Annotated in this window: 25 protein-coding genes; 16 read left to right on the forward strand and 9 right to left on the reverse strand. The window is 69.5% G+C overall.

The features are described from left to right. Positions 1-89 precede the first annotated feature (89 nt). The 3 genes from ACOKM3_RS25460 to ACOKM3_RS25470 all read left to right on the forward strand — a co-directional run bounded on the left by ACOKM3_RS25460 (position 90) and on the right by ACOKM3_RS25470 (position 3742). Entirely contained in the window at positions 90-1892 is a 1803-nt protein-coding gene (locus ACOKM3_RS25460; protein WP_426903348.1) for a DEAD/DEAH box helicase, read from the forward strand. A gap of 282 nt (positions 1893-2174) precedes the next feature. After that, positions 2175-2816, forward strand: coding sequence for an IclR family transcriptional regulator (locus ACOKM3_RS25465; RefSeq protein ID WP_266710835.1), 642 nt, complete (start codon positions 2175-2177; stop codon positions 2814-2816). 134 nt (positions 2817-2950) lie between these two features. Next, a complete protein-coding gene (locus ACOKM3_RS25470; RefSeq protein ID WP_426903349.1) occupies positions 2951-3742 on the forward strand; it encodes a S16 family serine protease in 792 nt (263 codons plus the stop codon). A 28-nt stretch (positions 3743-3770) separates the two neighbouring features. On the opposite strand, the gene ACOKM3_RS25475 is transcribed toward ACOKM3_RS25470, so the two are convergent. The 5 genes from ACOKM3_RS25475 to ACOKM3_RS25495 are packed head-to-tail and all read right to left on the reverse strand — an operon-like array spanning position 3771 to position 8048. Continuing rightward, on the reverse strand, positions 3771-4751 hold the full coding sequence (locus ACOKM3_RS25475; RefSeq protein ID WP_426906892.1) for a glycine betaine ABC transporter substrate-binding protein: 981 nt from the start codon (positions 4749-4751) through the stop codon (positions 3771-3773). 5 nt (positions 4752-4756) lie between these two features. After that, a complete protein-coding gene (locus tag ACOKM3_RS25480) occupies positions 4757-5635 on the reverse strand; it encodes an ABC transporter permease (RefSeq protein WP_426903350.1) in 879 nt (292 codons plus the stop codon). Next, positions 5632-6903, reverse strand: coding sequence for a betaine/proline/choline family ABC transporter ATP-binding protein (locus tag ACOKM3_RS25485; protein ID WP_426903351.1), 1272 nt, complete (start codon positions 6901-6903; stop codon positions 5632-5634). The genes ACOKM3_RS25480 and ACOKM3_RS25485 overlap by 4 nt, the downstream gene beginning before the upstream one ends. Continuing rightward, complete coding sequence (locus ACOKM3_RS25490) at positions 6896-7543, reverse strand: ABC transporter permease (RefSeq protein WP_266710829.1); 648 nt, start codon at positions 7541-7543, stop codon at positions 6896-6898. The genes ACOKM3_RS25485 and ACOKM3_RS25490 overlap by 8 nt, the downstream gene beginning before the upstream one ends. Before the next feature lie 34 nt (positions 7544-7577). Continuing rightward, complete coding sequence (locus tag ACOKM3_RS25495; protein WP_266710827.1) at positions 7578-8048, reverse strand: Lrp/AsnC family transcriptional regulator; 471 nt, start codon at positions 8046-8048, stop codon at positions 7578-7580. 139 nt (positions 8049-8187) lie between these two features. Here ACOKM3_RS25495 and hppD point away from each other — a divergent pair, with 139 nt between their 5' ends. From hppD to ACOKM3_RS25525, 6 genes are all read left to right on the forward strand, one after another. Further along, on the forward strand, positions 8188-9333 hold the full coding sequence (hppD, locus tag ACOKM3_RS25500; RefSeq protein WP_426903352.1) for a 4-hydroxyphenylpyruvate dioxygenase: 1146 nt from the start codon (positions 8188-8190) through the stop codon (positions 9331-9333). 22 nt (positions 9334-9355) lie between these two features. After that, positions 9356-9640 (forward strand): hypothetical protein, encoded by a 285-nt coding sequence (locus ACOKM3_RS25505; RefSeq protein WP_426903353.1) that lies wholly within the window; start codon positions 9356-9358, stop codon positions 9638-9640. Further along, a complete protein-coding gene (locus ACOKM3_RS25510; protein WP_426903354.1) occupies positions 9633-9941 on the forward strand; it encodes an SH3-like domain-containing protein in 309 nt (102 codons plus the stop codon). The genes ACOKM3_RS25505 and ACOKM3_RS25510 overlap by 8 nt, the downstream gene beginning before the upstream one ends. Beyond that, positions 9931-10518, forward strand: a complete 588-nt coding sequence (gene nthA, locus ACOKM3_RS25515; RefSeq protein ID WP_426903355.1) for a nitrile hydratase subunit alpha — start codon at positions 9931-9933, stop codon at positions 10516-10518. The genes ACOKM3_RS25510 and nthA overlap by 11 nt, the downstream gene beginning before the upstream one ends. 53 nt (positions 10519-10571) lie before the next feature. Further along, complete coding sequence (locus ACOKM3_RS25520) at positions 10572-11942, forward strand: FAD-binding oxidoreductase (RefSeq protein WP_426903356.1); 1371 nt, start codon at positions 10572-10574, stop codon at positions 11940-11942. Positions 11943-12089: 147 nt separating this feature from the next. Continuing rightward, complete coding sequence (locus tag ACOKM3_RS25525; RefSeq protein WP_426903357.1) at positions 12090-12284, forward strand: hypothetical protein; 195 nt, start codon at positions 12090-12092, stop codon at positions 12282-12284. A 22-nt stretch (positions 12285-12306) separates the two neighbouring features. On the opposite strand, the gene ACOKM3_RS25530 is transcribed toward ACOKM3_RS25525, so the two are convergent. Then, entirely contained in the window at positions 12307-12786 is a 480-nt protein-coding gene (locus ACOKM3_RS25530) for an SsgA family sporulation/cell division regulator (RefSeq protein ID WP_426903358.1), read from the reverse strand. Between the two features lie 232 nt (positions 12787-13018). On the opposite strand from ACOKM3_RS25530, the gene ACOKM3_RS25535 reads away from it, so the two are divergent. Both ACOKM3_RS25535 and ACOKM3_RS25540 read left to right on the forward strand, forming a co-directional pair. Then, complete coding sequence (locus tag ACOKM3_RS25535) at positions 13019-14464, forward strand: RDD family protein (protein WP_426903359.1); 1446 nt, start codon at positions 13019-13021, stop codon at positions 14462-14464. A gap of 106 nt (positions 14465-14570) precedes the next feature. Next, a complete protein-coding gene (locus tag ACOKM3_RS25540; protein WP_426903360.1) occupies positions 14571-15224 on the forward strand; it encodes an RDD family protein in 654 nt (217 codons plus the stop codon). A gap of 36 nt (positions 15225-15260) precedes the next feature. Here the strand turns inward: ACOKM3_RS25540 and ACOKM3_RS25545 are convergent, their stop codons facing one another. Next, positions 15261-15557, reverse strand: coding sequence for a hypothetical protein (locus tag ACOKM3_RS25545; RefSeq protein ID WP_426903361.1), 297 nt, complete (start codon positions 15555-15557; stop codon positions 15261-15263). A 314-nt stretch (positions 15558-15871) separates the two neighbouring features. Here ACOKM3_RS25545 and ACOKM3_RS25550 point away from each other — a divergent pair, with 314 nt between their 5' ends. Further along, positions 15872-18283 (forward strand): immune inhibitor A domain-containing protein, encoded by a 2412-nt coding sequence (locus tag ACOKM3_RS25550; protein ID WP_426903362.1) that lies wholly within the window; start codon positions 15872-15874, stop codon positions 18281-18283. Between the two features lie 121 nt (positions 18284-18404). Continuing rightward, complete coding sequence (locus ACOKM3_RS25555; RefSeq protein ID WP_426903363.1) at positions 18405-18731, forward strand: hypothetical protein; 327 nt, start codon at positions 18405-18407, stop codon at positions 18729-18731. Positions 18732-18787: 56 nt separating this feature from the next. Here ACOKM3_RS25555 and ACOKM3_RS25560 read toward each other — a convergent pair whose 3' ends face one another. Together ACOKM3_RS25560 and ACOKM3_RS25565 are read right to left on the reverse strand one after the other, a co-directional pair. After that, positions 18788-19378, reverse strand: coding sequence for an isochorismatase family protein (locus ACOKM3_RS25560; RefSeq protein WP_426903364.1), 591 nt, complete (start codon positions 19376-19378; stop codon positions 18788-18790). A 124-nt stretch (positions 19379-19502) separates the two neighbouring features. Then, positions 19503-20831, reverse strand: coding sequence for a nicotinate phosphoribosyltransferase (locus ACOKM3_RS25565; protein WP_426903365.1), 1329 nt, complete (start codon positions 20829-20831; stop codon positions 19503-19505). An 81-nt stretch (positions 20832-20912) separates the two neighbouring features. Between ACOKM3_RS25565 and clpS the strand changes: the two genes are divergently transcribed. The 3 genes from clpS (at position 20913) to ACOKM3_RS25580 (ending at position 23616) form a co-directional block, all read left to right on the forward strand. After that, positions 20913-21230 carry an ATP-dependent Clp protease adapter ClpS gene (gene clpS / locus ACOKM3_RS25570; protein ID WP_327663126.1) on the forward strand — a complete coding sequence of 106 codons (318 nt, stop codon included), beginning with the start codon at positions 20913-20915 and terminating at the stop codon, positions 21228-21230. 10 nt (positions 21231-21240) lie between these two features. Further along, complete coding sequence (locus tag ACOKM3_RS25575; protein ID WP_426903366.1) at positions 21241-21846, forward strand: DUF2017 domain-containing protein; 606 nt, start codon at positions 21241-21243, stop codon at positions 21844-21846. Between the two features lie 333 nt (positions 21847-22179). Next, on the forward strand, positions 22180-23616 hold the full coding sequence (locus tag ACOKM3_RS25580) for an amino acid permease (RefSeq protein WP_426903367.1): 1437 nt from the start codon (positions 22180-22182) through the stop codon (positions 23614-23616). Positions 23617-23684 lie beyond the last annotated feature (68 nt).

The raw sequence follows: 23684 nt of genomic DNA on the forward strand, positions 1-23684 counted from the left end.
CGCCCAGCGCGCCCGTCAACCTCGGCACCGGTAGGGTGGCCCGGTTGTCATACGTAGCCGTGCCGTCCAGCTTTGAGTAACCGGAGACCGTGACTACTACATCCACCACTCCTTCTGCCTCGTCCGCCCACCTGTCACCCGCCTTCCCCGGCCGCGCCCCCTGGGGCACCGCCAACAAGCTGCGTGCCTGGCAGCAGGGTGCGATGGACAGGTACATCCAGGAGCAGCCGCGCGACTTCCTCGCGGTCGCGACCCCGGGCGCAGGCAAGACCACGTTCGCGCTCACCCTCGCGTCCTGGATGCTGCACCACCACGTCGTGCAGCAGGTGACCGTGGTCGCGCCGACCGAGCACCTGAAGAAGCAGTGGGCCGAGGCCGCCGCCCGCATAGGGATCAAGCTGGACCCCGAGTACAGCGCGGGCCCGCTCAGCAAGGAGTACCAGGGCGTCGCCGTCACGTACGCGGGTGTGGGCGTGCGCCCGATGCTGCACCGCAACCGCAGCGAGCAGCGCAAGACGCTCGTGATCCTCGACGAGATCCACCACGCCGGTGACTCGAAGTCGTGGGGCGAGGCCTGCCTGGAGGCCTTCGAGCCGGCCACCCGCCGCCTCGCGCTCACCGGTACGCCGTTCCGCTCCGACACCAACCCGATCCCCTTCGTCCAGTACGAGGAGGGGCGGGACGGCATCCGGCGCTCGGCCGCCGACTACACGTACGGCTACGGCCAGGCGCTCGCCGACAACGTCGTGCGGCCGGTCATCTTCCTCTCGTACAGCGGCAACATGCGCTGGCGCACGAAGGCCGGCGACGAGATCGCGGCCCGGCTCGGCGAGCCGATGACCAAGGACGCCATCAGCCAGGCCTGGCGCACGGCCCTCGACCCGCGCGGCGAGTGGATGCCGAGCGTGCTGCGCGCCGCCGACGCCCGCCTCACCGAGGTCCGTAAGGGCATCCCGGACGCGGGCGGCCTCGTCATCGCCTCCGACCAGGACTCGGCCCGCGCGTACGCGAAGCTGATCCGCGAGATCACGGGCAGCAGGGCCACCGTCGTGCTCTCCGACGACACCGGCGCCTCGAAGCGGATCGACGACTTCGCGGCGAGCGACGACCGGTGGATGGTCGCCGTCCGCATGGTGTCCGAGGGCGTCGACGTGCCGCGCCTCGCGGTCGGCGTCTACGCCACGACGATCTCCACCCCGCTCTTCTTCGCGCAGGCCGTGGGCCGTTTCGTACGTTCCCGCAGGCGCGGCGAGACGGCCTCCGTCTTCCTGCCCACCGTCCCCGACCTGCTCGGCTTCGCCAACGAGATGGAGGTCGAGCGCGACCACGTCCTCGACAAGCCGAAGAAGGAGGGGGAGGAGGACCCCTACGCCGAGTCCGAGAAGGAGATGGACGAGGCGAACAAGGAGCAGGACGAGGACACCGGCGAGCAGGAGCAGTTCTCCTTCGAGGCCCTGGAGTCCGAGGCCACCTTCGACCGGGTCATGTACAACGGCGCCGAGTTCGGCATGCAGGCGCACCCCGGCAGCGAGGAGGAGCAGGACTACCTCGGCATCCCGGGCCTCCTCGAACCCGACCAGGTGCAGCTGCTCCTCCAGAAGCGCCAGGCCCGCCAGATCTCGCACAGCAAGAAGAAGCCGGACAGCGAGGCCGACCTCCTCGAACTGCCCGCGGACCGCCGCCCCGTCGTCTCCCACAAGGAGCTGATGGAGCTGCGCAAGAAGCTCAACACCATCGTCGGCGCGTACGTGCATCAGAGCGGGAAGCCGCACGGTGTCGTCCACACCGAGCTGCGCCGGGTGTGCGGCGGGCCGCCGAGCGCGGAGGCGACCGGCGGACAGCTGCGCCAGCGCATCGCCAAGGTGCAGGAATGGGCCACCCGCATGAAGTGACATGGGGATCAAGTGCGGGCAATCGCGCACATCTCCGGCCGTCGGCTGCCCGGATTCTGGACGGAGTCTTCCGCTCAGCGGGACGACCTCGCTACATTCCGGGCAACGCACACGCCCCGTGGCAGAGCCGCCGCGGAGCGCAGCCGGTGCGCCAAAAGACAGCCGTAAGCAGCCCAGCGCCTGATCACCGACCGGCGGCCTCTGACGCGCGTCGCCCACGGGACAGGTGACGCGACCCCCGCGCCAGGGATCGCCGTCCCTCACCACTAAGGAGTGGGCGTCGTGACCGCGGAGACCTCCCAGACGCTCGACCGGGGACTGCGCGTCCTCAAACTGCTCGCAGACACCGACCACGGCCTGACCGTCACCGAGCTCTCCAACAAGCTCGGGGTCAACCGCACGGTCGTCTACCGCCTGCTGGCCACCCTCGAACAGCACGCCCTCGTCCGCCGCGACCTGGGCGGCCGCGCCCGCGTCGGCCTCGGCGTCCTGCGCCTCGGCCGCCAGGTCCACCCCTTGGTCCGCGAGGCCGCGCTGCCGGCCCTCCGCTCCCTCGCCGAGGACATCGGGGCGACGGCGCACCTGACCCTGGTGGACGGTACGGAGGCCCTCGCCGTGGCCGTCGTCGAGCCGACCTGGACCGACTACCACGTGGCGTACCGCACGGGCTTCCGCCACCCGCTCGACCGGGGCGCCGCGGGCCGCGCCATCCTCGGCGCCCGCCAGGGCGTGCTCCCGGAGTCCGGCTACACCCTCACGCACGGCGAACTGGAGGCGGGCGCGAGCGGAGCGGCTGCGCCGCTGCTGGGCGTGACCGGCCTGGAGGGCAGCGTGGGCGTGGTGATGCTCTCGGACTCCGTCCCGGAACGGGTGGGCCCACGTGTCCTGGACGCGGCCCGCGAGGTCTCGGACGCGCTGCGGTAGGTGTTTTCAGCCCCTGCGGCGATTGAGCATTTCCAGCCCCGCCTTTCGAACGAGAGCCCGCGGGGTCCGGGGCAGCGCCCCGCGACCGCAACGCCGTCGCCGGTGATCAACGACGACCACGTTAGAGTCACCCCGTGCTCAATCGCCTCAGCCGCCCCGTTGCTATCGCCGCCTGCGCGGCTCCGGTCGTCGCCCTGCTCGCGGTAGCGGGGTTCGCGCCGCTGCCGTTCTCCGTCGCGCAGCCCGGGCCCACGACGAACGTCCTGGGCACGTCGGACGGCAAACCCGTCATCGACATCAGCGGCGCGCCCACCCGCCCCACGGACGGCAAACTCCGCGCGGTGACCATCGTGGCGACGGGCCCCGACGCCTCCGTGCACCTCAGCGACGTGCTCGACGGCTGGTTCGCCGAGAACCGCGCGGTCATGCCGCGCGACGCGGTGTACCCGTCGGGCGACTCGACGAAGGAGGTCGAGCAGCACAACCAGCAGGAGATGAAGGGCTCGCAGGACGCCGCCACCGAGGCCGCGCTGTCCTACCTCGGCAAGTCCTCGAAGGACGTCAAGGTCGACCTCCAGCTCGGCGACGTCGGCGGCCCGAGCGCAGGACTGCTCTTCTCCCTCGGCATCATCGACAAGCTGGACGGCGACGGCAGCGGCGGCGACCTCACCGGCGGGAAGTCCATCGCGGGCACCGGCACCATCGACGCCGAGGGCAAGGTCGGCCCGGTCGGCGGTGTCTCGCTGAAGGTGCAGGCCGCCGACCGCGACGGCGCCACCGTCTTCCTCGTACCGAAGGCGGAGTGCTCGGACGCGAAGGCCTCCGCGCCGGGGTCGATGAAGCTGATCTCGGTGAGCACGCTCAAGGGCACGATGACCGCGCTGACGAACATGGAGAAGGGCTCGGGCACGGTCCCGGAGTGCTGAGCGGTCGGCCCGAGGGGGCCCGCTCGGCTCACTCCTTGACGAACCCTTCCTTCACCAGCCAGTCCTTCGCCACGTCGTGCGGGTCCTGCCCTTCGACGTCCACCTTCGAGTTGAGGTCCTGGGCGACCGTGTTGTCGAGCTTCTTCGTGATCGGCTCCAGGACGTCCGCCATCGCCGGGTACTTCTTGAGCGCCTTGGTGTTGATCGAGGGCGCCGCGTTGTAGTTCGGGAAGAACTTCTTGTCGTCCTCCATGACGTTCAGGTGCATCGCCTTGATCCGGCCGTCGGTCGTGTAGACCTCGCCGTAGGTGCAACTGCCCTTGGACGCCTGGGTGTAGATGATGCCGCTGTCCATCTGCGTGATGTTGGCGGGCGGCACGTTCATCCCGTACGCCTTCTGCATGCCGGGCAGACCGTCGGCCCGGTTGGCGAACTCGCTCTCCACGCACAGCGTGACGGCCTTCGGGTTCTTCTTGGCGAGCGCGGCGACGTCGGAGAGCGTCTTGGTGCCGTACTTCTTGAAGTTGGCGTTGTTCATGGCGAGCGCGTAGGTGTTGTTGAGCTCGGCCTGCGGCAGCCACGTGATGCCGTTCTTCTTGTCGGCCTTGGCCACGGCCTCGTACTGCTTCTGCGGGTCGGTGATCGGGTCCGAGTTGCCGAGGTAGGTGATCCAGGCCGTGCCCGTGTACTCGTACATGGCGTCGGCGTCACCGGACTTGATGGCCTCGCGGGCGCCGATGGAGCCCTGGATGCCGGTCCGGTCGAGGACGTCCGCGCCTGCCGCCTTGAACGCGATGCCCATGATCGCGCCCAGCACCAGCTGCTCGGTGAACTCCTTGGACGTGACGGTGATGTCGGCGCCCTCCAGCGGCTTGCCCTTGCCGATGGAGCCGGGCTGCACGTCGTCGACGAGCGGGCTGCCACTGGTGAGCCCGCAGCCGCTCGCGAGGAGCGCGATCCCGCAGCCCGCCGCCACGGCCACCCGTACGCGGTACTTCGTGGGCTTCATGGGCTTCATGAGCGCACCTCCAACCCGCGCGGGCGCAGCAGCAGTTCGGCCAGCGAGGCCAGCCAGTCGACGAGCAGGGCCAGCGCGATCGTCAGGATCGAGCCGAGCATCAGGACTGGCATGCGCTGGTTGGTGATTCCGGTGGTGATGAGGACGCCGAGGCCGCCGCCACCGCCGAAGGTCGCCAGCGTCGCCGTACCGACGTTGAGGACGAGCGCCGTGCGCACGCCCGCGAGGATCAGCGGTACGGCGAGGGGGAGTTCGACCTTGCGCAGCACCCCCATCGGCGACATCCCGATGCCCTTCGCCGCTTCGAGGAGCGTCGGATCGTTGGCCTTCAGACCCGCGATGGTGTTGGAGAGCACCGGCAGGATCGCGTAGATGATGATGCCGATGAGGGCCGACCGCTCGCCGATGCCCAGCCAGATGACGAGCAGGGCGAGCAGGCCGATGGCCGGGGTGGCCTGGCCCATGTTGGCGATCGCCAGGGCGAACGGGGTCGCCTTGCGGAACATCTTGCGGGTCAGCACGATGCCCAGCGGGATCGCGATGATCAGCACGAAGAACGTCGAGATCACCGTCAGGCTGATGTGCTGGCGCAGCGCCTTCCACACCTTGCCGCCCGAGATGGCGTTCTCGGAGATCGTGTCGAGGTCCGCGTTGCGGAACCAGAGCCAGGTGATCAGCAGGACGAGGATCAGGAACACCGGAAGGAACGTCAGCTTCTTCCAGGTGATGCGGGACGGTTCCTTCCGGGCGGGCGTGACGGGCGGCGGTGCCTCCTGCTCGCCCTGGCCCTCGTCGCGGAACGCGAGGCCCTTGACCTCGTGCTCGCCCTCGGGGCGCGCGCCCTTCGGAGGCGATTTGCGGGACGGTGTGCTCACGCCTTCGCCTCCCCGCCGGGGGCCTGGGAACCCTCCTGCTCCAGATGCGTCTGCTCGGCGCGCTTCTCCTCCAGCTCGTGCTGGTGCTCGACCGCTTCGAGGCGGTCGGCCTCCAGGAGTTCGTGCACGGAGTTCATCAGCGTCTCCATGTCGACGACGCCCTCGTACGCGCCGCGCCGCCCGGTCACCGCGACGCGGCCCGCGTTGTCGGTGAGGACCGCTTCGAGGGCGTCGCGCAGGGTGGCGTCGCGGGTGACGGTGTCGTGCACGAGGGTGCCCGCGCGGGCGAGGGAGCCCTTGGCGCGCATCAGGTCGCCGCGGCGCAGCCACTTGTAGGGCCGGCCGCGCTTGTCGAGCAGCAGCAGCTCGTTGGTGCCGGCCGCCCGCAGCTTGTTGAAGATGTCCTGGAGTGGGTCGTCGACGCCCACTGTCGGATAGTCGGTGACCTCCACGTCGCGTACGCGGGTCAGGTTGAGGCGCTTCAGAGCGGCCCCGGCGCCGACGAACCCGGAGACGAAGTCGTCCGCCGGGTTGGTGAGGATCGCCTCCGGGGTGTCGAACTGCGCGATGTGCGACTTCTCGCGGAGCACCGCGATCCGGTCGCCGAGCTTGATCGCCTCGTCGAAGTCGTGCGTGACGAAGACGATCGTCTTGTGCAGCTCGTGCTGGAGCCGGATCAGCTCGTCCTGGAGGTGGTCGCGGGTGATCGGGTCGACGGCGCCGAACGGCTCGTCCATCAGGAGCACGGGCGGGTCCGCCGCCAACGCCCGTGCCACGCCCACGCGTTGCTGCTGGCCGCCGGAGAGCTGGCGCGGATAGCGGCCGTGGTACTCGGCGGCGTCGAGACCGACGAGGTCGAGCATCTCCTCCACTCGCGCCTTGATCTTCGACTTGGACCAGCCGATCATCTTCGGCACGAGCGCGATGTTCTGGGCGACCGTCATGTGCGGGAAGAGCCCGGAGGACTGGATCGCGTACCCGACCTTGCGGCGCAGCTTCACCGGGTCCATGTCGGTGACGTCCTCGCCGCCGATGCGGATGCGCCCGCCGGTCGGCTCGATCAGCCGGTTGATCATCTTCAGCGTCGTGGACTTTCCGCAGCCGGACGGGCCGACGAAGATGATCAGCTCGCCGGCCTTGATCTCCATGTTGACGCTGTCCACGGCGGGGTCGGTGGAGCCCGGATAGCGCTTGGTGAGGTTCTCCAGCTCGATGCTGGCCCCGGACGCCTGCTGCCCCTGTGGGGTGTCGGTGGTGGTGTCAGGCACGGATCCCCCTCGGGATGGTCAGCCGTCCGATGAGGACGTACGCGGCGTCGAAGAGCAGGGCGAGGATGATGATGCCGAGCGTTCCGGCGAGCACCTGGTTGAGCGCGTTGGCGCTGCCCAGGGAGGCGATGCCGCGGAAGATCTCGTTGCCGAGCCCGGGTCCGGAGGCGAACGCGGCGATGGCGGCGATGCCCATCAGCATCTGCGTGGAGACCCGGATCCCGGTGAGGATCGGCGGCCAGGCGAGCGGCAGTTCCACCTTGAACAGGCGGGCGGTCCTGGACATCCCGATGCCCTTCGCCGCGTCGATGAGCGCCGGGTCGACGCCGCGCAGGCCCACGATCGCGTTCCGCACGATCGGCAGCAGCCCGTACAGGGTCAGCGCGATGACGGTCGGCGCGACGCCGAGGCCCACGATCGGGATCAGCAGACCGATCATGGCGAGCGAGGGGATGGTGAGAATGGTCGAGGTGGCGGTCGTCGCCAGGTTCCCGGCCCATTCGCTGCGGTACGAGACGATGCCGATGACGATGCCGATCAAGGTCGCGAGGACCATGCACTGGAAGACGGCGCTCGCGTGTTGATAGGCGTCGGCGAGCAGTTGCTGGTGCCGGGCGCCCAGGTAGTCCCAGAAGTTCATCGCACCTCACTCCCGGGCGGTGCTCGGATAGCCGTCAGGAATCTCCTGACGCCTGCTCCACGAGCGGGATGATCCGCAGCGGAACAGGATTTTCCATGACGATCGCCGTGGAAGCCCGGACGATGCCATCAAAACCGACAACCCGGTCGATCACACGTTGAAGATCCGCGTTCGAGCGGGCCACGAGCCGGCACAGCATGTCCCCGCTGCCGGTCGTCGTGTGCAGTTCGAGCACCTCGGGGACGCCGTCCAAATGGGTCCTGACATCGGCTCCTTGACCCTGCCTGATCTGGAGCGTCGCGAACGCGGTGACCGGGTAGCCGAGCGCCGCCGGGTCCACCTGGGGGCCGAAGCCGCGGATGACTCCGTTCGAGGTAAGCCGGTCGAGACGGGCCTGCACGGTGCCGCGCGCGACGCCGAGCCGCCGGGACATCTCGAGCACCCCGATCCGCGGTTCGCGCGCGAGCAGCACGATGAGCCGCCCGTCCAGATCGTCGATCGCCATGCACGCCTCCGTCCCCACCCCCGTCGCCGGGTGGTCACCCTGTACAAGCCGCCCGCAGAAACGGACCCTCCACTGGTCAGATTGCCCAGCGAAAACGCAAACTATTGCGCACCTTGCGGACCGGCGGGAGTCTCACGGTATGACGCAGACCACACAGCACACCCCCGACACCGCACGGCAGGCCGATCCCTTCCCGGTCAAGGGGATGGACGCGGTCGTCTTCGCCGTGGGCAACGCCAAGCAGGCCGCGCACTACTACTCGACCGCCTTCGGCATGAAGCTCGTCGCCTACTCCGGACCGGAGAACGGCAGCCGCGAGACGGCGTCCTACGTCCTCACCAACGGCTCGGCCCGCTTCGTCCTCACCTCGGTCATCAAGGCCTCCACCGACTGGGGCCACTTCCTCGCCGACCACGTCGCGGCGCACGGCGACGGCGTCGTCGACCTCGCCATCGAGGTCCCGGACGCGCGCGCCGCGTACAAGTACGCCACCGAGCACGGCGCCCGTGGCATCGAGGAGCCGTACGAGACGAAGGACGAGCACGGCACCGTCGTGCGCGCCGCCATCGCCACGTACGGCAAGACCCGCCACACCCTCGTCGAGCGTTCCGGCTACGACGGCCCCTATCTGCCCGGATACTCCGCCGCCGCCCCGATCGTCGAGCCCCCGGCCAAGCGCACCTTCCAGGCCATCGACCACTGCGTGGGCAACGTCGAGCTCGGCAAGATGAACGAGTGGGTGGCGTTCTACAACAAGGTCATGGGCTTCACGAACATGAAGGAGTTCGTGGGCGACGACATCGCGACCGAGTACAGCGCGCTGATGTCGAAGGTGGTCGCGGACGGCACCCTCAAGGTGAAGTTCCCGATCAACGAACCGGCCATCGCCAAGAAGAAGTCGCAGATCGACGAGTACCTGGAGTTCTACGGCGGCGCCGGCGTCCAGCACCTCGCGCTCGCCACGAACGACATCGTCGCGTCGGTAAAGGCCATGCGGGCGGCGGGAGTTCAGTTCCTGGACACCCCGGACTCGTACTACGACACCCTCGGCGAGTGGGCGGGCGAGACCCGCGTGCCGGTCGAGACGCTGCGCGAGCTGAAGATCCTCGTCGACCGCGACGAGGACGGCTACCTGCTGCAGATCTTCACCAAGCCGGTCCAGGACAAGCCGACCGTCTTCTTCGAGATGATCGAGCGGCACGGCTCCATGGGCTTCGGCAAGGGCAACTTCAAGGCGCTCTTCGAGGCGATCGAGCGGGAGCAGGAGAAGCGCGGAAATCTCTGACCGGCACTCGTAGGCTGGCCTCATGGCCAGGATGAACGATGTAGGCGGAACGACGGGGTTCGGCGCCATCGACACCAGCGATGACGCCGAACCCTTCCACGCGGACTGGGAGGCGCGGGTCTTCGCGCTCCAGCGCGCGCTGCTCGTCCAGAAGGTCTTCAACCTCGACGAGTTCCGGGACGCGATCGAGACGATGCCGCCCCAGGAGTACCTCGCGGCCTCGTACTACGAGCGCTGGTTCCACGCGATCCGGACGCTCCTCGAACGCAAGGGCGTCATCGAGGAGGGGGTGCTCGACCGTGTCTGAATCCGGTCAACCCGCTTACGTCGCCGGGGACCTGGTCCGTACGTACCGGCACGACCCGCCGCACCACACCCGCCTGCCGCGCTACGCCCGCGGCAAGCTCGGCGTCGTCGTCGAGCCGGAGGGCCGGGCGCCGCTCGCCGACGTGCGCGCGCAGGGGCGCCCGGACGCGCCCGTCGAGATGATCTACGCGGTGCGGTTCGCGGCGCGCGAGCTGTGGGGCGAGGGCGGGCACGACGTCGTCCTCGACCTGTCCGAGAGCTATCTGGAGCCTTACGAGGAGGTCGACGGCGATGTCCGGTAACCACGACGACGCGGTGATCTCCCGCCAAGTGCGGCTCCTGGAGAGCCTGTTGGAGGAGAAGGGCATCGTCGGCGGCGAGACGGTCGACGAGGTCATCGACGGCTTCCTCGCGGGGGCCTCGCCGGTCAACGGGGCGAAGGTGGTGGCCCGCGCCTGGACCGACCCGGCGTTCAAGGAGCGGCTGCTGGCGGACGGCTCGTCGGCGGTGGCCGAACTGGGCTTCTCCAGCGGGGGAGTTCAGCCCCAGAGGCTGCGCGTCACCGAGAACACGGGGGCCGTGCACAACGTCATCGTGTGCACGCTCTGCTCCTGCTACCCGCTGCGGCTCCTCGGCCCCTCGCCCGGCTGGTACAAGAGCGAGGCGTACCGGTCGCGGGTGGTGCGTGAACCCCGTGCGGTGCTGGGCGAGTTCGGCGTGACCCTCCCGGACGACGTCAAGGTCACCGTCTGGGACTCCAGCGCGGAGACCCGCTACATGGTCCTCCCGAGGCGTCCCGCCGGGACGGACGGGCTGAGCGAGCCGGAGCTGGCGTCCCTGGTCACCCGCAACGGCCTGATCGGCACGGCGCTGGTGTAACCCCGATTCGGTAAGGGGTTCACACGGTCGGCACGGAGTGCGAGGGTGTGATCATGAGCCGCACACTCATGGAAGAGCTCCGTACGGGCCTGCCCGCGGAAGCCGTCATCGTCGACGCCGACGTCACCGCCTCGTACGCCCACGACATGGCGAGCTTCTGCGACGCCGGCACCCCGGCCGTCGTCGTCCTGCCGCGCACCGTCGAAGAGGTCCAGCACGTGATGCGCACGGCGACCGCGCTGCGTGTCCCGGTCGTCCCGCAGGGCGCCCGCACGGGCCTGTCGGGCGGGGCCAACGCGAGCGAGGGCTGCATCGTCCTCTCGCTCGTCAAGATGGACCGCATCCTGGAGATCAACCCGGTCGACCGGATCGCCGTCGTCGAACCGGGCGTCATCAACGCCACGATCTCCCGCGCGGTGAACGAGCACGGGCTCTACTACCCGCCGGACCCCTCCAGCTGGGAAATGTGCACCATCGGCGGCAACATCGGCACGGCCTCCGGCGGCCTGTGCTGCGTGAAGTACGGGGTGACGGCGGAGTACGTGCTCGGCCTCGACGTCGTCCTCGCCGACGGGCGGCTGCTCCAGACGGGCAGGCGCACCGCGAAGGGCGTCGCCGGCTACGACCTGACGCGGCTCTTCGTCGGCTCCGAGGGCAGCCTCGGTATCGTCGTCAAGGCGACGCTCGCGCTGAAGCCGCAGCCGCCCCAACAGCTCGTGCTCGCAGCCGAGTTCGCCTCCGCGGAGGCCGCCTGCGACGCGGTCTGCCGGATCATGGAGGGCGGGCACGTCCCGTCCCTGCTCGAACTCATGGACCGTACGACGGTCAAGGCCGTCAACGACATGGCCAACATGGGCCTGCCGGAGACCACGGAGGCGCTGCTCCTCGCCGCCTTCGACACCCCGGACCCGACGGAGGACCTCGCCGCCGTCGGCGCGCTGTGCGAGGCCGCGGGCGCCACCCAGGTCGTGCCCGCCGAGGACGCCGCGGAGTCCGAACTGCTGCTCCAGGCGCGGCGGTTGTCGCTCACCGCCCTCGAAGCGGTCAAGGGCACCACGATGATCGACGACGTGTGCGTGCCCCGCTCCAAGCTCGGCGAGCTGCTCGAAGGCGTCGAGCGGATCGCCGAGAAGTACGACCTCACCATCGGGGTGTGCGCGCACGCGGGCGACGGCAACACGCACCCCACCGTCTGCTTCGACGCGCAGGACGCCGACGAGGGGCGCCGCGCCCGTGAGTCCTTCGACGAGATCATGGCGCTCGGCCTCGAACTCGGCGGCACCATCACCGGCGAGCACGGCGTCGGCGTGCTGAAGAAGGAGTGGCTCGCCCGCGAGCTCGGCCCGGTCGGGGTCGAGATGCAGCAGGCGGTGAAGGCGGCCTTCGACCCGCTGGGCCTGCTCAACCCGGGCAAGCTGTTCTGACCGCCGTAAGCGTGGCGGCGAGCGTCGCGGGGAGTGCGGGCCCCGTCACGTAGGGCGCACATAAAGGACGAAAGCCTCATGTGGCGGGCCGTGTTCCGGCGGGATCCTGAACGGGTCGCACCCCCGCAGCCCGATGAGGTCCCGCCGATGAGCACCAGCAACGCCGGCCGTAACCACGACAAGTCCGCCCGCCGCCGCAGGACGACCGCCGCCGTACTGGTCGGCGCCATCGCACTCTCCTCCGTCGGCCTCGCGGTCGGCACCGCGGTCGCGGACCCGGGCCCCGCCCCGGCAGGCACCACGCTCACCGGCACGCTGGACCCGGGCGCGTCTTCCGAGTGACCCGGTCCCCGTGCCGGACCCCTCACAGGTCGTCGGAGGACGACTCGTCCCCCGGCCACGGGTCGCACAGGTACAGGTCGTCCACGGCCGGGGCCGTGGTGAGCAGCTCGGCCAAGGCATCGTCGATGCCGAGCTGCTCCGTCTCCGTCCCGGGCGGCACCGCCCGCAGCGTCCGCTCCAGCCAGGCCGAGACCTGCGCGGTCGGCATCTCGAGCAGCGCATCCCCGTCCGGCGAACTCAGCGCCACCAGAACCACGCTGCGCCCCTCCACCTTCGTCGGCCACACCCGCACGTCCCCGTGCCCGCACGGCCGGAACACCCCTTCCACGAGCAGCTCGCGGGCGAACGTCCAGTTGACCGGGTGGTGCGAGCCGATGTGGAACGTGATGTGGACGGCGTAGGGATCGTCGGTTCGGTAGGACAGTCGGGCCGGAACGGGGATGCTCCGCTCCGGCGAGAGCACCAGCTTCAGTTCCAGTTCGCGTTCCACCACGGTGTGCATGTCGTGCGTTTCCTCTCCGTCGTACGGGTCCGGAGCGGGCCCGTTGCAAGGTGAGAGCACGATCTGCCGGGAGCATTACGCGAGTTCGGCGAAGATATTTTTCAGCGTCCCGGCAGGGGGCCCGCGTTCCCCGGAAAGTGGTCCGTAACGGCGGAGCGGCACGGGCGGGCGCGGCGGTCTGATAGATGTGGAACCCACAACAAGACCCCCGAGCAGATACGGGACGACGGACATGAGTGCGCCAACCCCGGCCCCCGGTGACGACAGGCCCCGCGAAGGCTACTACCCCGATCCGTCCATTCCCGGATATGTCCGGTACTGGAACGGGGCTGCGTGGGTCCCGGGCACCAGCCGCCCCGCCCCCTCCGACGGAGAAACCCTTCCGGCCCCGCCCGGTGGCGGCGCCGCCACCGCCCCCGCCTCGGCGTCCGAGCCCCCTCCCGCGGAGGAGACCGGACCCGTCTTCCTCGACGAGGAGCCCTCCGTGCGTACGGAGATGGGGCCCGCGGACCACGGCGCGCCCGCGGCCCCCGAGCCCGCGTCCGCCTGGGGCGCCAACACCGCCCGGCAGACGGGCTTCGGCGCCGAGCAGGCGAACCGGGTGTCCTGGGGCGCGGGTCCGAACGCCGAGACCCCCGAGCAGGCCTCCCCGGAGGCGTCCCCGCCGCCGGACCGCACGGACGGCACGGTCAAGCTCCGCGCCATGCAGCAGCCGGGAGGCGGGCAGCAGGCCCCCGCCGACGGCACGATGGCGTTCCGCGCGCTGCCGAAGCAGGACGGGCAGAGCGGGCCGGGTGGGCAGAGCGGGCAGGGTGGCCGGGCCGCCACGCCGGGCCAGTCCCAGGCGCAGGCCCGCGCGGGCCTGAACCCGCAGCCGGCTCCGCAGACCCCGGCCGCCCCGGCCCAGCCGAACGTCCCGCAACAGCAGCCGCAGCAGCACCAGACCCAGCAGCCGCAACAGCAGCAGCCGCCCCAGGCGCAGGCGCATCTCCAGAGCCCCATGACGCAGGGGCCCGGCGGCGGCTCCCCTTCGTGGCCGCAGCAGGTGCACCAGCTGGCCGGCCAGGGCCAGGTTCAAGGACCGCCCCAGGGCCAGGCGCCCGCCCCCGCGGCGGACCCGAACGGTCCGGTGACGCCGTTCAAGCCGGTCTCCACCGACCCGTTCCTCGCGGCGGCGCAGGCCGCGGCGGCGGCCCGCCCGGCAAGCCTCGGCAAGCGGTTCGCGGCCCGGCTCATCGACTCGGTCGTCGTCGGCGCGGTCACCGCGACCGTCGCCGTGCCGCTCGGCACCAAGGCCGCCGACCACATCAACGGCAAGATCGACGAGGCGAAGGCCTCGGGGCACCAGGTCACGGTCTGGCTGCTCGACGGCACGACCGGCACGTACCTGGGCATCGTGCTCGCGGTACTGCTCGTGGTCGGCACGCTCTACGAGGCGCTGCCGACGTCGAAGTGGGGCTACACCCTCGGCAAGAAGCTGCTCGGCCTGACGGTCCGTGACATCGAGGAGCACGAGTCCCCGACGTTCGTCTCGGCCCTCAAGCGCTGGCTCGCGTACAGCGTGCCCGGCGTCCTCGTCGTGGGCGTCCTCGGCGTCCTGTGGGGCGCCTTCGACCGCCCGTGGCGCCAGTGCCTGCACGACAAGGCGGCGCGCACGTTCGTGGCGGCGGCCGACTGACGGCAGGGTCGCCCGACTGACGGCAGGGTCGTCCGACCGACGGCAAGGTCATCCGGACGGCGGCCCGCCACGTGCAGGGCGGCGGGGTTCGCGTTCCACTCGGGCCATGAGCACCGAACCGCCGCCCTCCGGGTCCGGCCAGCCGCCGGACGACGACCCGTTCCGTAAGCCGCCGCCCACCGATCAGGGCGGCGGCTCGCCGTACGACAACCCCCAGAACCCCTACGGCTCGGCGCCCCCGCCTCCGCCACCGCCCCCGTACGGCGGTGATCCCTACGGTGGCGGCTACGGCGCCGCCGACCCGCTCGCGGGGATGCCGCCGCTGGCCGACAGCGGCAAGCGCGTCCTCGCGCGGATCATCGACATCATCCTCATCACGATCGTCGTGGGCCTGCTCTCGTGGATCTTCGGCGTCGGCCAGTACGACATCGACACCGACGAGATGGACGCGGGCAAGCGCCTCGCCCAGTCGCTGATCGGAGCCATTCTCTACGTCGGCTACGACACGATCATGACGGCGAGGACCGGGCAGACGCTCGGCAAGAAGTGGCTGAAGCTGCGCGTCGCCAACCTGAGCGACGGCGCGACGCCCAGCATGCAGACCAACCTGTTGCGCGCGGTCGTCCTGTGGGTGCCCGCGGTGTTCTGCTGCGCCTGCATCTGGACAGCGATCTGCGGCGGCTGGAGCTTCTTCGACAAGCCCTACAAGCAGGGCCTGCACGACAAGGCGGCGAAGACCGTGGTGGTCAGCACCGCCTGACCGAAGTCCGCACCGGCGAACCGGCGGGTCCGTGTCTCACGGGCCCGCCGGTTCGCGTGCGCGCGAGGCCTCGGACGGGGCCGAGGGGGAGGGGACCCTGGTGCTGAGGCGCTGCGCCGGCACCCGTTCCTCCGCGGCGGCCGCCCCTGCGGCGGTCTCCCGCTTGCGGGTCGGCACCGACATCGCCACGAACAGGCCCAGGATGAGCGCCGAGACGGCGATGACCGGGATGCCGGGCCCCGATTCCGTCTGGGACAGCAGAACCATGGCGATGGTGGAGCAGACGACGGTGGCCGAACCGTAGGCGAGCTGAGCGACAGTCGGGCGAGGCATGGTGAGATCCGTCCTCGTGACATCGGGGGACTATTCGGACCTGTGCCCGAGCAGGGCACCCGGTAAGCATGCCCTAAGCATTGTGGCCGGAGCATGGGGGGCGCACGGAGTCACCAGGTCCGCCAAGTGGACGGTAAGGCGCGCCTGTTGCTCATGTGGCGGCCTCGATCGCCGCGTCCGCATTCCGAACCGAACGCTCTGCATAGTGCAAAGAGAACGTCTCAGTCAAGGTCTATTATTTCTTCTCTACCTCCGGTCAAATGACGTCACTTGTGACGCGTGGATCTCACGCCACGGAGGAGGGGACCACTCAAGTGACCACCAAGAGACGGGCGTTGAGATCGGTCGCCGTGCTCGCGACCCTCGCCGCCACCGCGGCCACGGGCTCGCTCGCGGCGACCACCGCTCGGGCCGACACCCCGGCCAGGACGAGCGCGACCGCCGACGGAAAGACGTACGGGGGCAAGGGCCACGTCTTCGACGGCCCGTTCAGCAAGCAGCAGGAGAAGCAGCGGCAGGCGGCGCTGCAGCAGGTCCTCCAGGGCGACTCGAAGGTCCAGGAGAAGCACGGCTCCAAGGTCGTGGAGCTGTCGAAGGGCAAGTACGTCGAGCTGGGCCGCGAGCGCACGGACAAGATCTTCACGATCCTGACCGAGTTCGGCGATAAGGTCGACAACACGACGCTGGTCGACCGCGTGGACGACGACACGGACGAGCTGAAGCCCAAGTACGGCGGCACGCCCGGCCCGTTGCACAACCAGATAGCCGAGCCGGACCGTGCCAAGGACAACAGCACGGCCTGGCAGAAGGACTACAACTCCCAGCACTACAAGGACCTTTACTTCGGCGACGGCAAGACCGCCTCCGGCAAGGGCTCCGAGTCCCTCAAGACGTACTACGAGAAGACCTCATCGGGCCGCTACTCGGTCGAGGGCGAGGTCTCCGACTGGGTCAAGGTCGAGTACAACGAGGCCCGTTACGGCTCCAACTACTGCGGAGCCGACAACTGCCCGAACGTCGAGGACCTGGTCCGCGACGGCGTCAACGCCTGGGTCGCGCAGCAGAAGGCGGCCGGCAAGTCGGACGCCGACATCAAGGCCGACATGGCCCAGTACGACCAGTGGGACCGCACGGACCACGACAACGACGGCGACTTCAACGAGCCCGACGGCTACATCGACCACTTCCAGATCGTGCACGCGGGCGAGGACGGCTCGGCGGGCGGCGGCGCGCAGGGCGGTGACTCCCTCTGGGCGCACCGCGGTTACGCCTTCTCCCGTGACGACGGCGACACGGGCCCGTCCGGCTTCAAGGCGGGCGGCACCCCGGTCGGCGACACCGGCATCTGGGTCGGCGACTACACGATGCAGCCGGAGAACGGCGGCCTCGGCGTCTTCGCCCACGAGTACGGCCACGACCTGGGCCTGCCCGACCTGTACGACACGACGTACACCGGCGAGAACTCGGTCGGCTTCTGGTCGCTGATGTCGGCTGGCTCCTGGCTCGGCACCGGCAAGGACTCGATCGGCGACATGCCCGGCGACATGACGGCCTGGGACAAGCTCCAGCTCGGCTGGCTGAACTACGACAAGGCGAAGGCCGCCACCAGGTCGACGCACAAGCTGGGTGTCTCGGAGTACAACACCAAGCTCAAGCAGGCGCTCGTCGTCGAACTGCCGAAGAAGAACGTCACCACGGACATCGTGAAGCCCGCCGAGGGCACGAAGCAGTGGTGGTCGGACTACGGCGACGACCTCGACAACACGCTCAGCCGCACCGTGGACCTGACCGGCAAGACGTCGGCGGCCCTCGAACTCGACGGCTGGTACGACATCGAGAAGGACTACGACTACCTGTACACGCAGGTGTCGACCGACGGCGGCGCGAGCTGGAAGACCATCGACGGCACCGCCGACGGCTCTCCCCTCCCGCGCGACGGCGGCGACAAGCCGGCCCTCACGGGCACCAACGGCAAGTTCCAGCACCTGAGTTACCCGCTGGACGCCTACGCCGGTCAGAAGGTCGACGTGCGCTTCCGCTACAAGACCGACGGCGGAGTGGCCCAAATGGGCTTCGCCTTCGACAACTTCACGGTCGAGGCGGACGGCGCGACGCTCTTCTCCGACAACGCCGAGACGGAGCAGGCCGGTTGGACCACGCGCGGCTTCTCCCGCGTCGGCGCCTCGATCTCCGGCGACTTCCCGCAGTTCTACCTCGCCGAGAACCGCCAGTACGTCTCGTACGACAAGACCCTCAAGTCGGGCCCGTACAACTTCGGTTGGCGTGACGGCGGCGCCAAGCAGAACTGGGTGGAGCACTACTCCTACCGCCCCGGCCTCATGGTCTGGCAGTGGGACACCTCGCAGCGCAACAACAACGTCGGCCAGCACCCCGGCAAGGGCCTGATCCTCCCGGTCGACGCGCACGCGAAGCCGCTGAAGTGGTCCGACGGCAAGCTGATCACCAACAAGATCACGCCGTACGACGCCGCCTTCGGGCGCTACCCGGTCCCCGGCATGACGCTCCACAAGCTGGGCGTCGAGACGAAGATCCCGGCGCAGGCCGGCGTCCCCGTCTTCGACGATCACAAGGGCACGTACTGGTACGAGGAGAACCCCACGGGAAGCGTGCGCACAACTGACACCAACACCAAGATCAGCATCGTGAAGCAGCCGCTCGACGGCTCCTCGATGACGATCAAGGTGGGCCCCTCGGCCAAGAAGTAAGGCAAAACCGCAGGTCAGAAACGTATCGGCCGCGACCCTCTAGCGGGGTCGCGGCCGGTCGTGTTTAGGTGCGTCCTGTGAGTTCCTTATTGACACTACGTCTCACGGGGGTGTGACAGTCATGTCCGCAGGAGGGTTCTGCAAGCTGCCGGGAGGCACGGTGGTGGTCGCTCTGACGCTGCCCGCGCCGGGCCCCGGCGAGGGCGCCGTACGGTTCCTGGTGCACGCCGCGAACCGGGCCCGTGCCCTGACCCGCCTGCGCAATCTGGGCCTGCGCGCGGTCTACCTCAGAGGCAACGCCCAGCCACCGACCCCGGACGAGATAACCGCGGTCCTCCACCACCCGGACGGCCTGATCTGGCGCACGGCCCCGGACGCGCGATCAGGCGAACTCTGGCACCCGATACGCAGCCTCTTGCCGGGCAGAGTGAGCCCGTCGGGCGTCTGAGCCCATCCAGCCCCTCCGGCGTTTGAGGAGCGGGGTCCGGGGCGGAGCCCCGCGACCTAGGCCACGACGGGCTTGCCCGTGAGCTCCACGCCGGCCGAGCGCAGCTCCTCGAGCGCCGCCTCCGTGGAGGAGGCGGCAACCCCGGCCGTCAGGTCGAGCAGCACCTTCGTACGAAACCCGGCCCGCGCCGCATCCACGGCGGTAGCCCGAACGCAGTGATCCGTCGCGATCCCGACCACATCCACCTCGGACACCTCCCGCGCCCGGAGCCACTCCGCCAGCGGCACCCCGTTCTCGTCCGCCCCCTCGAACCCGCTGTAGGCGGCCGAGTACGCCCCCTTGTCGAACACCGCGTCGATCGCGCCGGAGGCCACCGCAGGGGCGAAGTTCGGATGGAACCCGACCCCCTCGGTCCCCGCGACACAGTGCCGCGGCCAGCTGTGCACGAAGTCCGGCGCCTCCGAGAAGTGCTCACCGGGATCGACGTGATGATCACGCGTGGCGACGACGTGCTGGTAGCAACCGCCACCCGCCTGCCCGACGAGATCGGTGATCGCGGCAGCGACATCGGCACCCCCCGCCACCGCGAGGCTGCCGCCCTCGCAGAAGTCGTTCTGCACATCCACGACGATCAGGGCGCGACGCATGATTGCTGTCCTTCTGCTTGGAGACTTAAGAGCGTAGAAGCTTCAAGTGCGTTGCGGGAGAGGGCGTGGGGGACGGCCGTTGGGGCCGCCCGGTCCCGGACGGCCCCAACGGCCCCAAGCGGTCTCAGACGTACTCGGTCGGGATGACCGGCTCGCCCCTGGACAGCTGCGTGGCCGACAGCGGCAGCCGGTCCCGCGCCGCGATGTGCCGCTCGCGCACCGCGTCGAGCGGCTCGCGGGCCACCACCTCGCCGCCCTTGACCAGCTCGACGAGGAGCTGCCGGTCGGCCAGCTCCTCGGGGACCGCCCCCGTGCCGACGACCTCGGCCTCCGCGACCCCGTCCGCGTCCGGCCGGCGCGCGGCCCACTTGCGGCCGCCGACCGAGGTCTTCCCGCCCGCCGACTTCTTCGCCACGGGCACCAGCGGCGCCTTCGGGTCGGCGGACTCGGCGCGCGCGACCAGCTTGTAGACCATGGAGCAGGTGGGGTGCCCGGACCCGGTCACCAGCTGCGTACCCACCCCGTACGCGTCCACGGGCGAGGCGGCGAGCGAGGCGATGGCGTACTCGTCGAGGTCGGAGGTGACGACGATCTTGGTGTTCGTGGCGCCCAGCTCGTCCAGCTGCTGGCGCACCCGGTGCGCGACGAGCAACAGGTCGCCGGAGTCGATCCGCACGGCGCCGAGCTCGGGCCCCGCGATCTCGACGGCCATCTTGACCGCCTCCTGCACGTCGTACGTGTCCACGAGCAGCGTCGTCCCCTTGCCCAGGGAGTCGACCTGGGCGCGGAAGGCGTCCCGCTCGGTGTCGTGGATCAGCGTGAAGGCGTGCGCGCTGGTGCCGACGGTCGGGATCCCGTACCGGAACCCGGCCGCCAGGTCCGAGGTCGTCGCGAACCCGCCCACGTACGCGGCGCGCGAGGCGGCCACGGCGGCCAGCTCGTGCGTACGGCGCGCGCCCATCTCGATCAGCGGCCGGTCACCGGCGGCCGAGGACATCCGGGACGCGGCGGCGGCGATCGCCGAGTCGTGGTTGAGGATCGAGAGGATCACCGTCTCCAGGAGCACGCACTCGGCGAAGGAGCCCTCGACGCGCAGCACGGGGGAGCCGGGGAAGTAGACCTCGCCCTCGGGGTAGCCCCAGATGTCGCCGGAGAAGCGGTAGTCCGCGAGCCACTGGAGCGTCGGCTCGTCCACGACGTCGCGCTCGCGCAGGAAGTCGAGCACGCCCGCGTCGAAGCGGAAGTTCTCGACGGCGTCCAGGACGCGCCCGGTGCCCGCGACGACGCCGTAGCGGCGGCCCTCGGGCAGCCGGCGGGTGAAGACCTCGAAGACCGAGTGCCGGTCGGCGGTGCCCCCGCGCAGGGCCGCCTGCAGCATCGTCAGCTCATAGTGGTCGGTGAAGAGCGCCGTCGACGGAACGTCCACCGGCAGGCCCAGGTCCGCTGTGTTCATAGGATGGATGCTACCCCCCGATTAGCGTCAAGGTGACGATTTCTGCGTCCGTTTGTGCGTGGGGCGGGTGGTGGTGGCAGCATGGGCCCTGTGACGGCTCCAGCACCCCTTGAGATCGAAAGGCCCGAGACGACGGAGGACGCGTCCGTCGTCCCCGAGCCGGACGTCCCCTGGATCACGCTCGTCCACAACGATCCGGTGAACCTCATGAGTTACGTGACGTACGTCTTCCAGACGTACTTCGGGTACTCCAAGGACAAGGCCACCAAGCTCATGATGGACGTGCACCAGAAGGGCCGGGCCGTCGTCTCCAGCGGCTCCCGCGAGGAGATGGAACGCGACGTGCAGGCGATGCACGGATACGGCCTGTGGGCCACGCTTCAACAGGATCGGAAGTAGCAGCATCCCGATGCCAGGACACTTCGAACCGATCCCCGGTGGCGGCGCGGCCGTCGCCCTCGACGACGTCGAGATCTCCATCATCCGCTCGCTGGCGGTCCAGCTCCTGGAGCTGATCGGGCCAGGACCCGGCGGCGAGGTGAGCGACGACCCGCTCGCGGAACTCTTCGCCGAGGGGCCGAGCGAACCGCCCTCCGACGCGGTGCTGCGCCGCCTCTTCCCCGACGCGTACGGCGGCCCGGGCGGCGACGGCGAGAACGCCGAGGACGCCGAAGAGCTGCGCGCCCACTCCTCGGAGTTCCGCCGCTTCACCGAGAACGATCTGCGGGCCGGCAAGCGCGAGGACGCCCTCGCGGTGATCCGCACGCTGGACACGCTGAGCCCGGCGGGCGACGGCGGCGCGGTCCTCAAGCTGTCCCAGGGCGAGTCCATCCAGTGGATGCGCGCGCTCAACGATCTGCGCCTCGCGATCGGCACCCGCCTCGACATCACCGACGAGGAGGACACGGACCTCCTCTACCGGCTCCCGGACGACGACGCGCGCAAGCCGATGGTGATGGCATATCTGTGGCTCGGCGGGCTCCAGGAGACCCTCGTCGAGACCCTGACGGCCTGACCTTCGGTCAGGTTGTGCTGTTCGCTCAGCGGGCCCTCAAATCCGTATAACGATCCCGTCACCGCACCCACCCACATTGCGGCGCGGTGATTTGTTTTGTCCTATTTTGCTGGTGGCGTACGCCACACGCGCCTCGGCCGACCCCGATGAACGCCGTGATAAATCTTCACGACCACCTGACGGACGCCACCCCTGTCCTGTCAGAGGGCGCCCCGACCGGCCGACCGCCGGTAGGCACAAGCTCCATCCATCCAGGGGCCCAGACCCCAAAGGATCGTCACAGTCGATCCGAGCCGAGTACGGCACGGATCGGCATGGAGAAAGGCGCACATCATGACCTCAGTGCAGGTCGACGAGCAGCACGACGGCAATGAGGCCGCGCAGGCCGAGACCGACGAGGGCTACAAGCGGGGACTCGGGGCCCGGCAGATCCAGATGATCGCCATCGGCGGTGCCATCGGAACCGGCCTCTTTCTCGGCGCGGGCAAGGGCATCTCCAAGGCGGGGCCCAGCCTGATCCTGGCGTACGCGGTCGCCGGCGTGGTCATCTTCTGCATCATGCGGGCTCTCGGCGAGCTCCTCATGTACCGACCCGTGTCCGGCTCCTTCTCGGAGTACGCGCGCGAGTTCATCGGCCCCTTCGCGGGCTTCGCGACCGGCTGGACGTACTGGCTGTTCTGGGTCATCACCGGAATGACCGAGGTCACCGCGGCGGCCACCTATATGACGTACTGGTGGGACATCCCGCAATGGGTGTCCGCACTCGTCTTCACCGTCATCCTCTACGGCGCCAACCTGATCTCCGTGAAGCTCTTCGGTGAGCTGGAGTTCTGGTTCTCCACCGTCAAGGTCACCGCCATCATCGGCATGATCCTGATCTGCGCCGGCATCCTCACGATCGGCTTCTCCGACGCCGGTGACACGGCCTCCATCACGCACCTGTGGGACGTCGGCGGCTTCTTCGCCGGTGAGAACGGCATCGGCTCGACGCTGATGACCCTGCAGATGGTGATGTTCGCGTTCCTCGCGGTCGAGCTCGTCGGCGTCACCGCGGGCGAGGCCAAGGACGCCAAGAAGGTCCTGCCGAAGGCGATCAACACCGTGCCGTGGCGCATCGCCGTCTTCTACGTCGGCGCCCTGATCATGATCCTCTCGGTCGTGCCGTGGACGTCCTTCAAGGCCGGCGAGAGCCCGTTCGTGCACGCCTTCGACAAGATGGGCCTGGGCATCGGCGCCGCCATCGTCAACTTCGTCGTGCTGACCGCCGCGCTGTCCTCCTGCAACTCGGGCATGTACTCCACCGGCCGCATGCTGCGCGACCTCGCGCAGAACGGCCAGGGCCCGAACTTCTTCACCAAGCTGAGCAAGAACGGCCTGCCGGTCATCGGCACCACGTTCTCCGCCGCGATGATGCTGGTCGGCGTCTGGATCAACTACCAGTGGCCGGGCGAGGCGTTCAACTACGTCGTCTCCTTCGCGACCATCTCCGGCATGTGGGCCTGGATCGTCATCCTGATCTGCCAGATCCGCTACCGCCTCAAGTCCGACCGCGGTGAGCTCCCGAAGTCCGAGTTCCGCGCTCCGTGGGGCGTCTGGGTCAGCGGCCTCGCGCTGGCGTTCATCTTCCTCGTCATCGTCCTCATGGGCATCGACCCCGACGCGCGCGTCTCCCTGTACGCCGCTCCGGTCTGGGCCGCGATCCTGGGTGTCTCGTACTTCTTCCTGAAGAAGCGCAACCCCGAGGGCGCCGCGTTCGCGAAGCGCAACTGACGCACCGCGTCCCGCCTTCGTCTCACCAAGTGGGCCTCCTTGTACCGCACTTCGGTACAAGGAGGCCC

The organism is Streptomyces nidicola, assembly GCF_050106155.1.
Lineage (GTDB): Bacteria > Actinomycetota > Actinomycetes > Streptomycetales > Streptomycetaceae > Streptomyces.

Excerpts from the sequence above, each read along its gene's own strand:
- ACOKM3_RS25475 (WP_426906892.1), bottom strand. The coding sequence starts at position 4,751 with ATGAAGCCCACGAAGTACCGCGTACGGGTGGCCGTGGCGGCGGGCTGC.
- ACOKM3_RS25490 (WP_266710829.1), bottom strand. The coding sequence starts at position 7,543 with ATGAACTTCTGGGACTACCTGGGCGCCCGGCACCAGCAACTGCTCGCC.
- ACOKM3_RS25495 (WP_266710827.1), bottom strand. The coding sequence starts at position 8,048 with ATGGCGATCGACGATCTGGACGGGCGGCTCATCGTGCTGCTCGCGCGC.
- hppD (WP_426903352.1), top strand. The coding sequence starts at position 8,188 with ATGACGCAGACCACACAGCACACCCCCGACACCGCACGGCAGGCCGAT.
- ACOKM3_RS25505 (WP_426903353.1), top strand. The coding sequence starts at position 9,356 with ATGGCCAGGATGAACGATGTAGGCGGAACGACGGGGTTCGGCGCCATC.
- nthA (WP_426903355.1), top strand. The coding sequence starts at position 9,931 with ATGTCCGGTAACCACGACGACGCGGTGATCTCCCGCCAAGTGCGGCTC.
- ACOKM3_RS25520 (WP_426903356.1), top strand. The coding sequence starts at position 10,572 with ATGAGCCGCACACTCATGGAAGAGCTCCGTACGGGCCTGCCCGCGGAA.
- ACOKM3_RS25525 (WP_426903357.1), top strand. The coding sequence starts at position 12,090 with ATGAGCACCAGCAACGCCGGCCGTAACCACGACAAGTCCGCCCGCCGC.
- ACOKM3_RS25530 (WP_426903358.1), bottom strand. The coding sequence starts at position 12,786 with ATGCACACCGTGGTGGAACGCGAACTGGAACTGAAGCTGGTGCTCTCG.
- ACOKM3_RS25535 (WP_426903359.1), top strand. The coding sequence starts at position 13,019 with ATGAGTGCGCCAACCCCGGCCCCCGGTGACGACAGGCCCCGCGAAGGC.
- ACOKM3_RS25540 (WP_426903360.1), top strand. The coding sequence starts at position 14,571 with ATGAGCACCGAACCGCCGCCCTCCGGGTCCGGCCAGCCGCCGGACGAC.
- ACOKM3_RS25545 (WP_426903361.1), bottom strand. The coding sequence starts at position 15,557 with ATGCCTCGCCCGACTGTCGCTCAGCTCGCCTACGGTTCGGCCACCGTC.
- ACOKM3_RS25555 (WP_426903363.1), top strand. The coding sequence starts at position 18,405 with ATGTCCGCAGGAGGGTTCTGCAAGCTGCCGGGAGGCACGGTGGTGGTC.
- ACOKM3_RS25560 (WP_426903364.1), bottom strand. The coding sequence starts at position 19,378 with ATGCGTCGCGCCCTGATCGTCGTGGATGTGCAGAACGACTTCTGCGAG.
- ACOKM3_RS25565 (WP_426903365.1), bottom strand. The coding sequence starts at position 20,831 with ATGAACACAGCGGACCTGGGCCTGCCGGTGGACGTTCCGTCGACGGCG.
- clpS (WP_327663126.1), top strand. The coding sequence starts at position 20,913 with ATGGGCCCTGTGACGGCTCCAGCACCCCTTGAGATCGAAAGGCCCGAG.
- ACOKM3_RS25575 (WP_426903366.1), top strand. The coding sequence starts at position 21,241 with ATGCCAGGACACTTCGAACCGATCCCCGGTGGCGGCGCGGCCGTCGCC.
- ACOKM3_RS25580 (WP_426903367.1), top strand. The coding sequence starts at position 22,180 with ATGACCTCAGTGCAGGTCGACGAGCAGCACGACGGCAATGAGGCCGCG.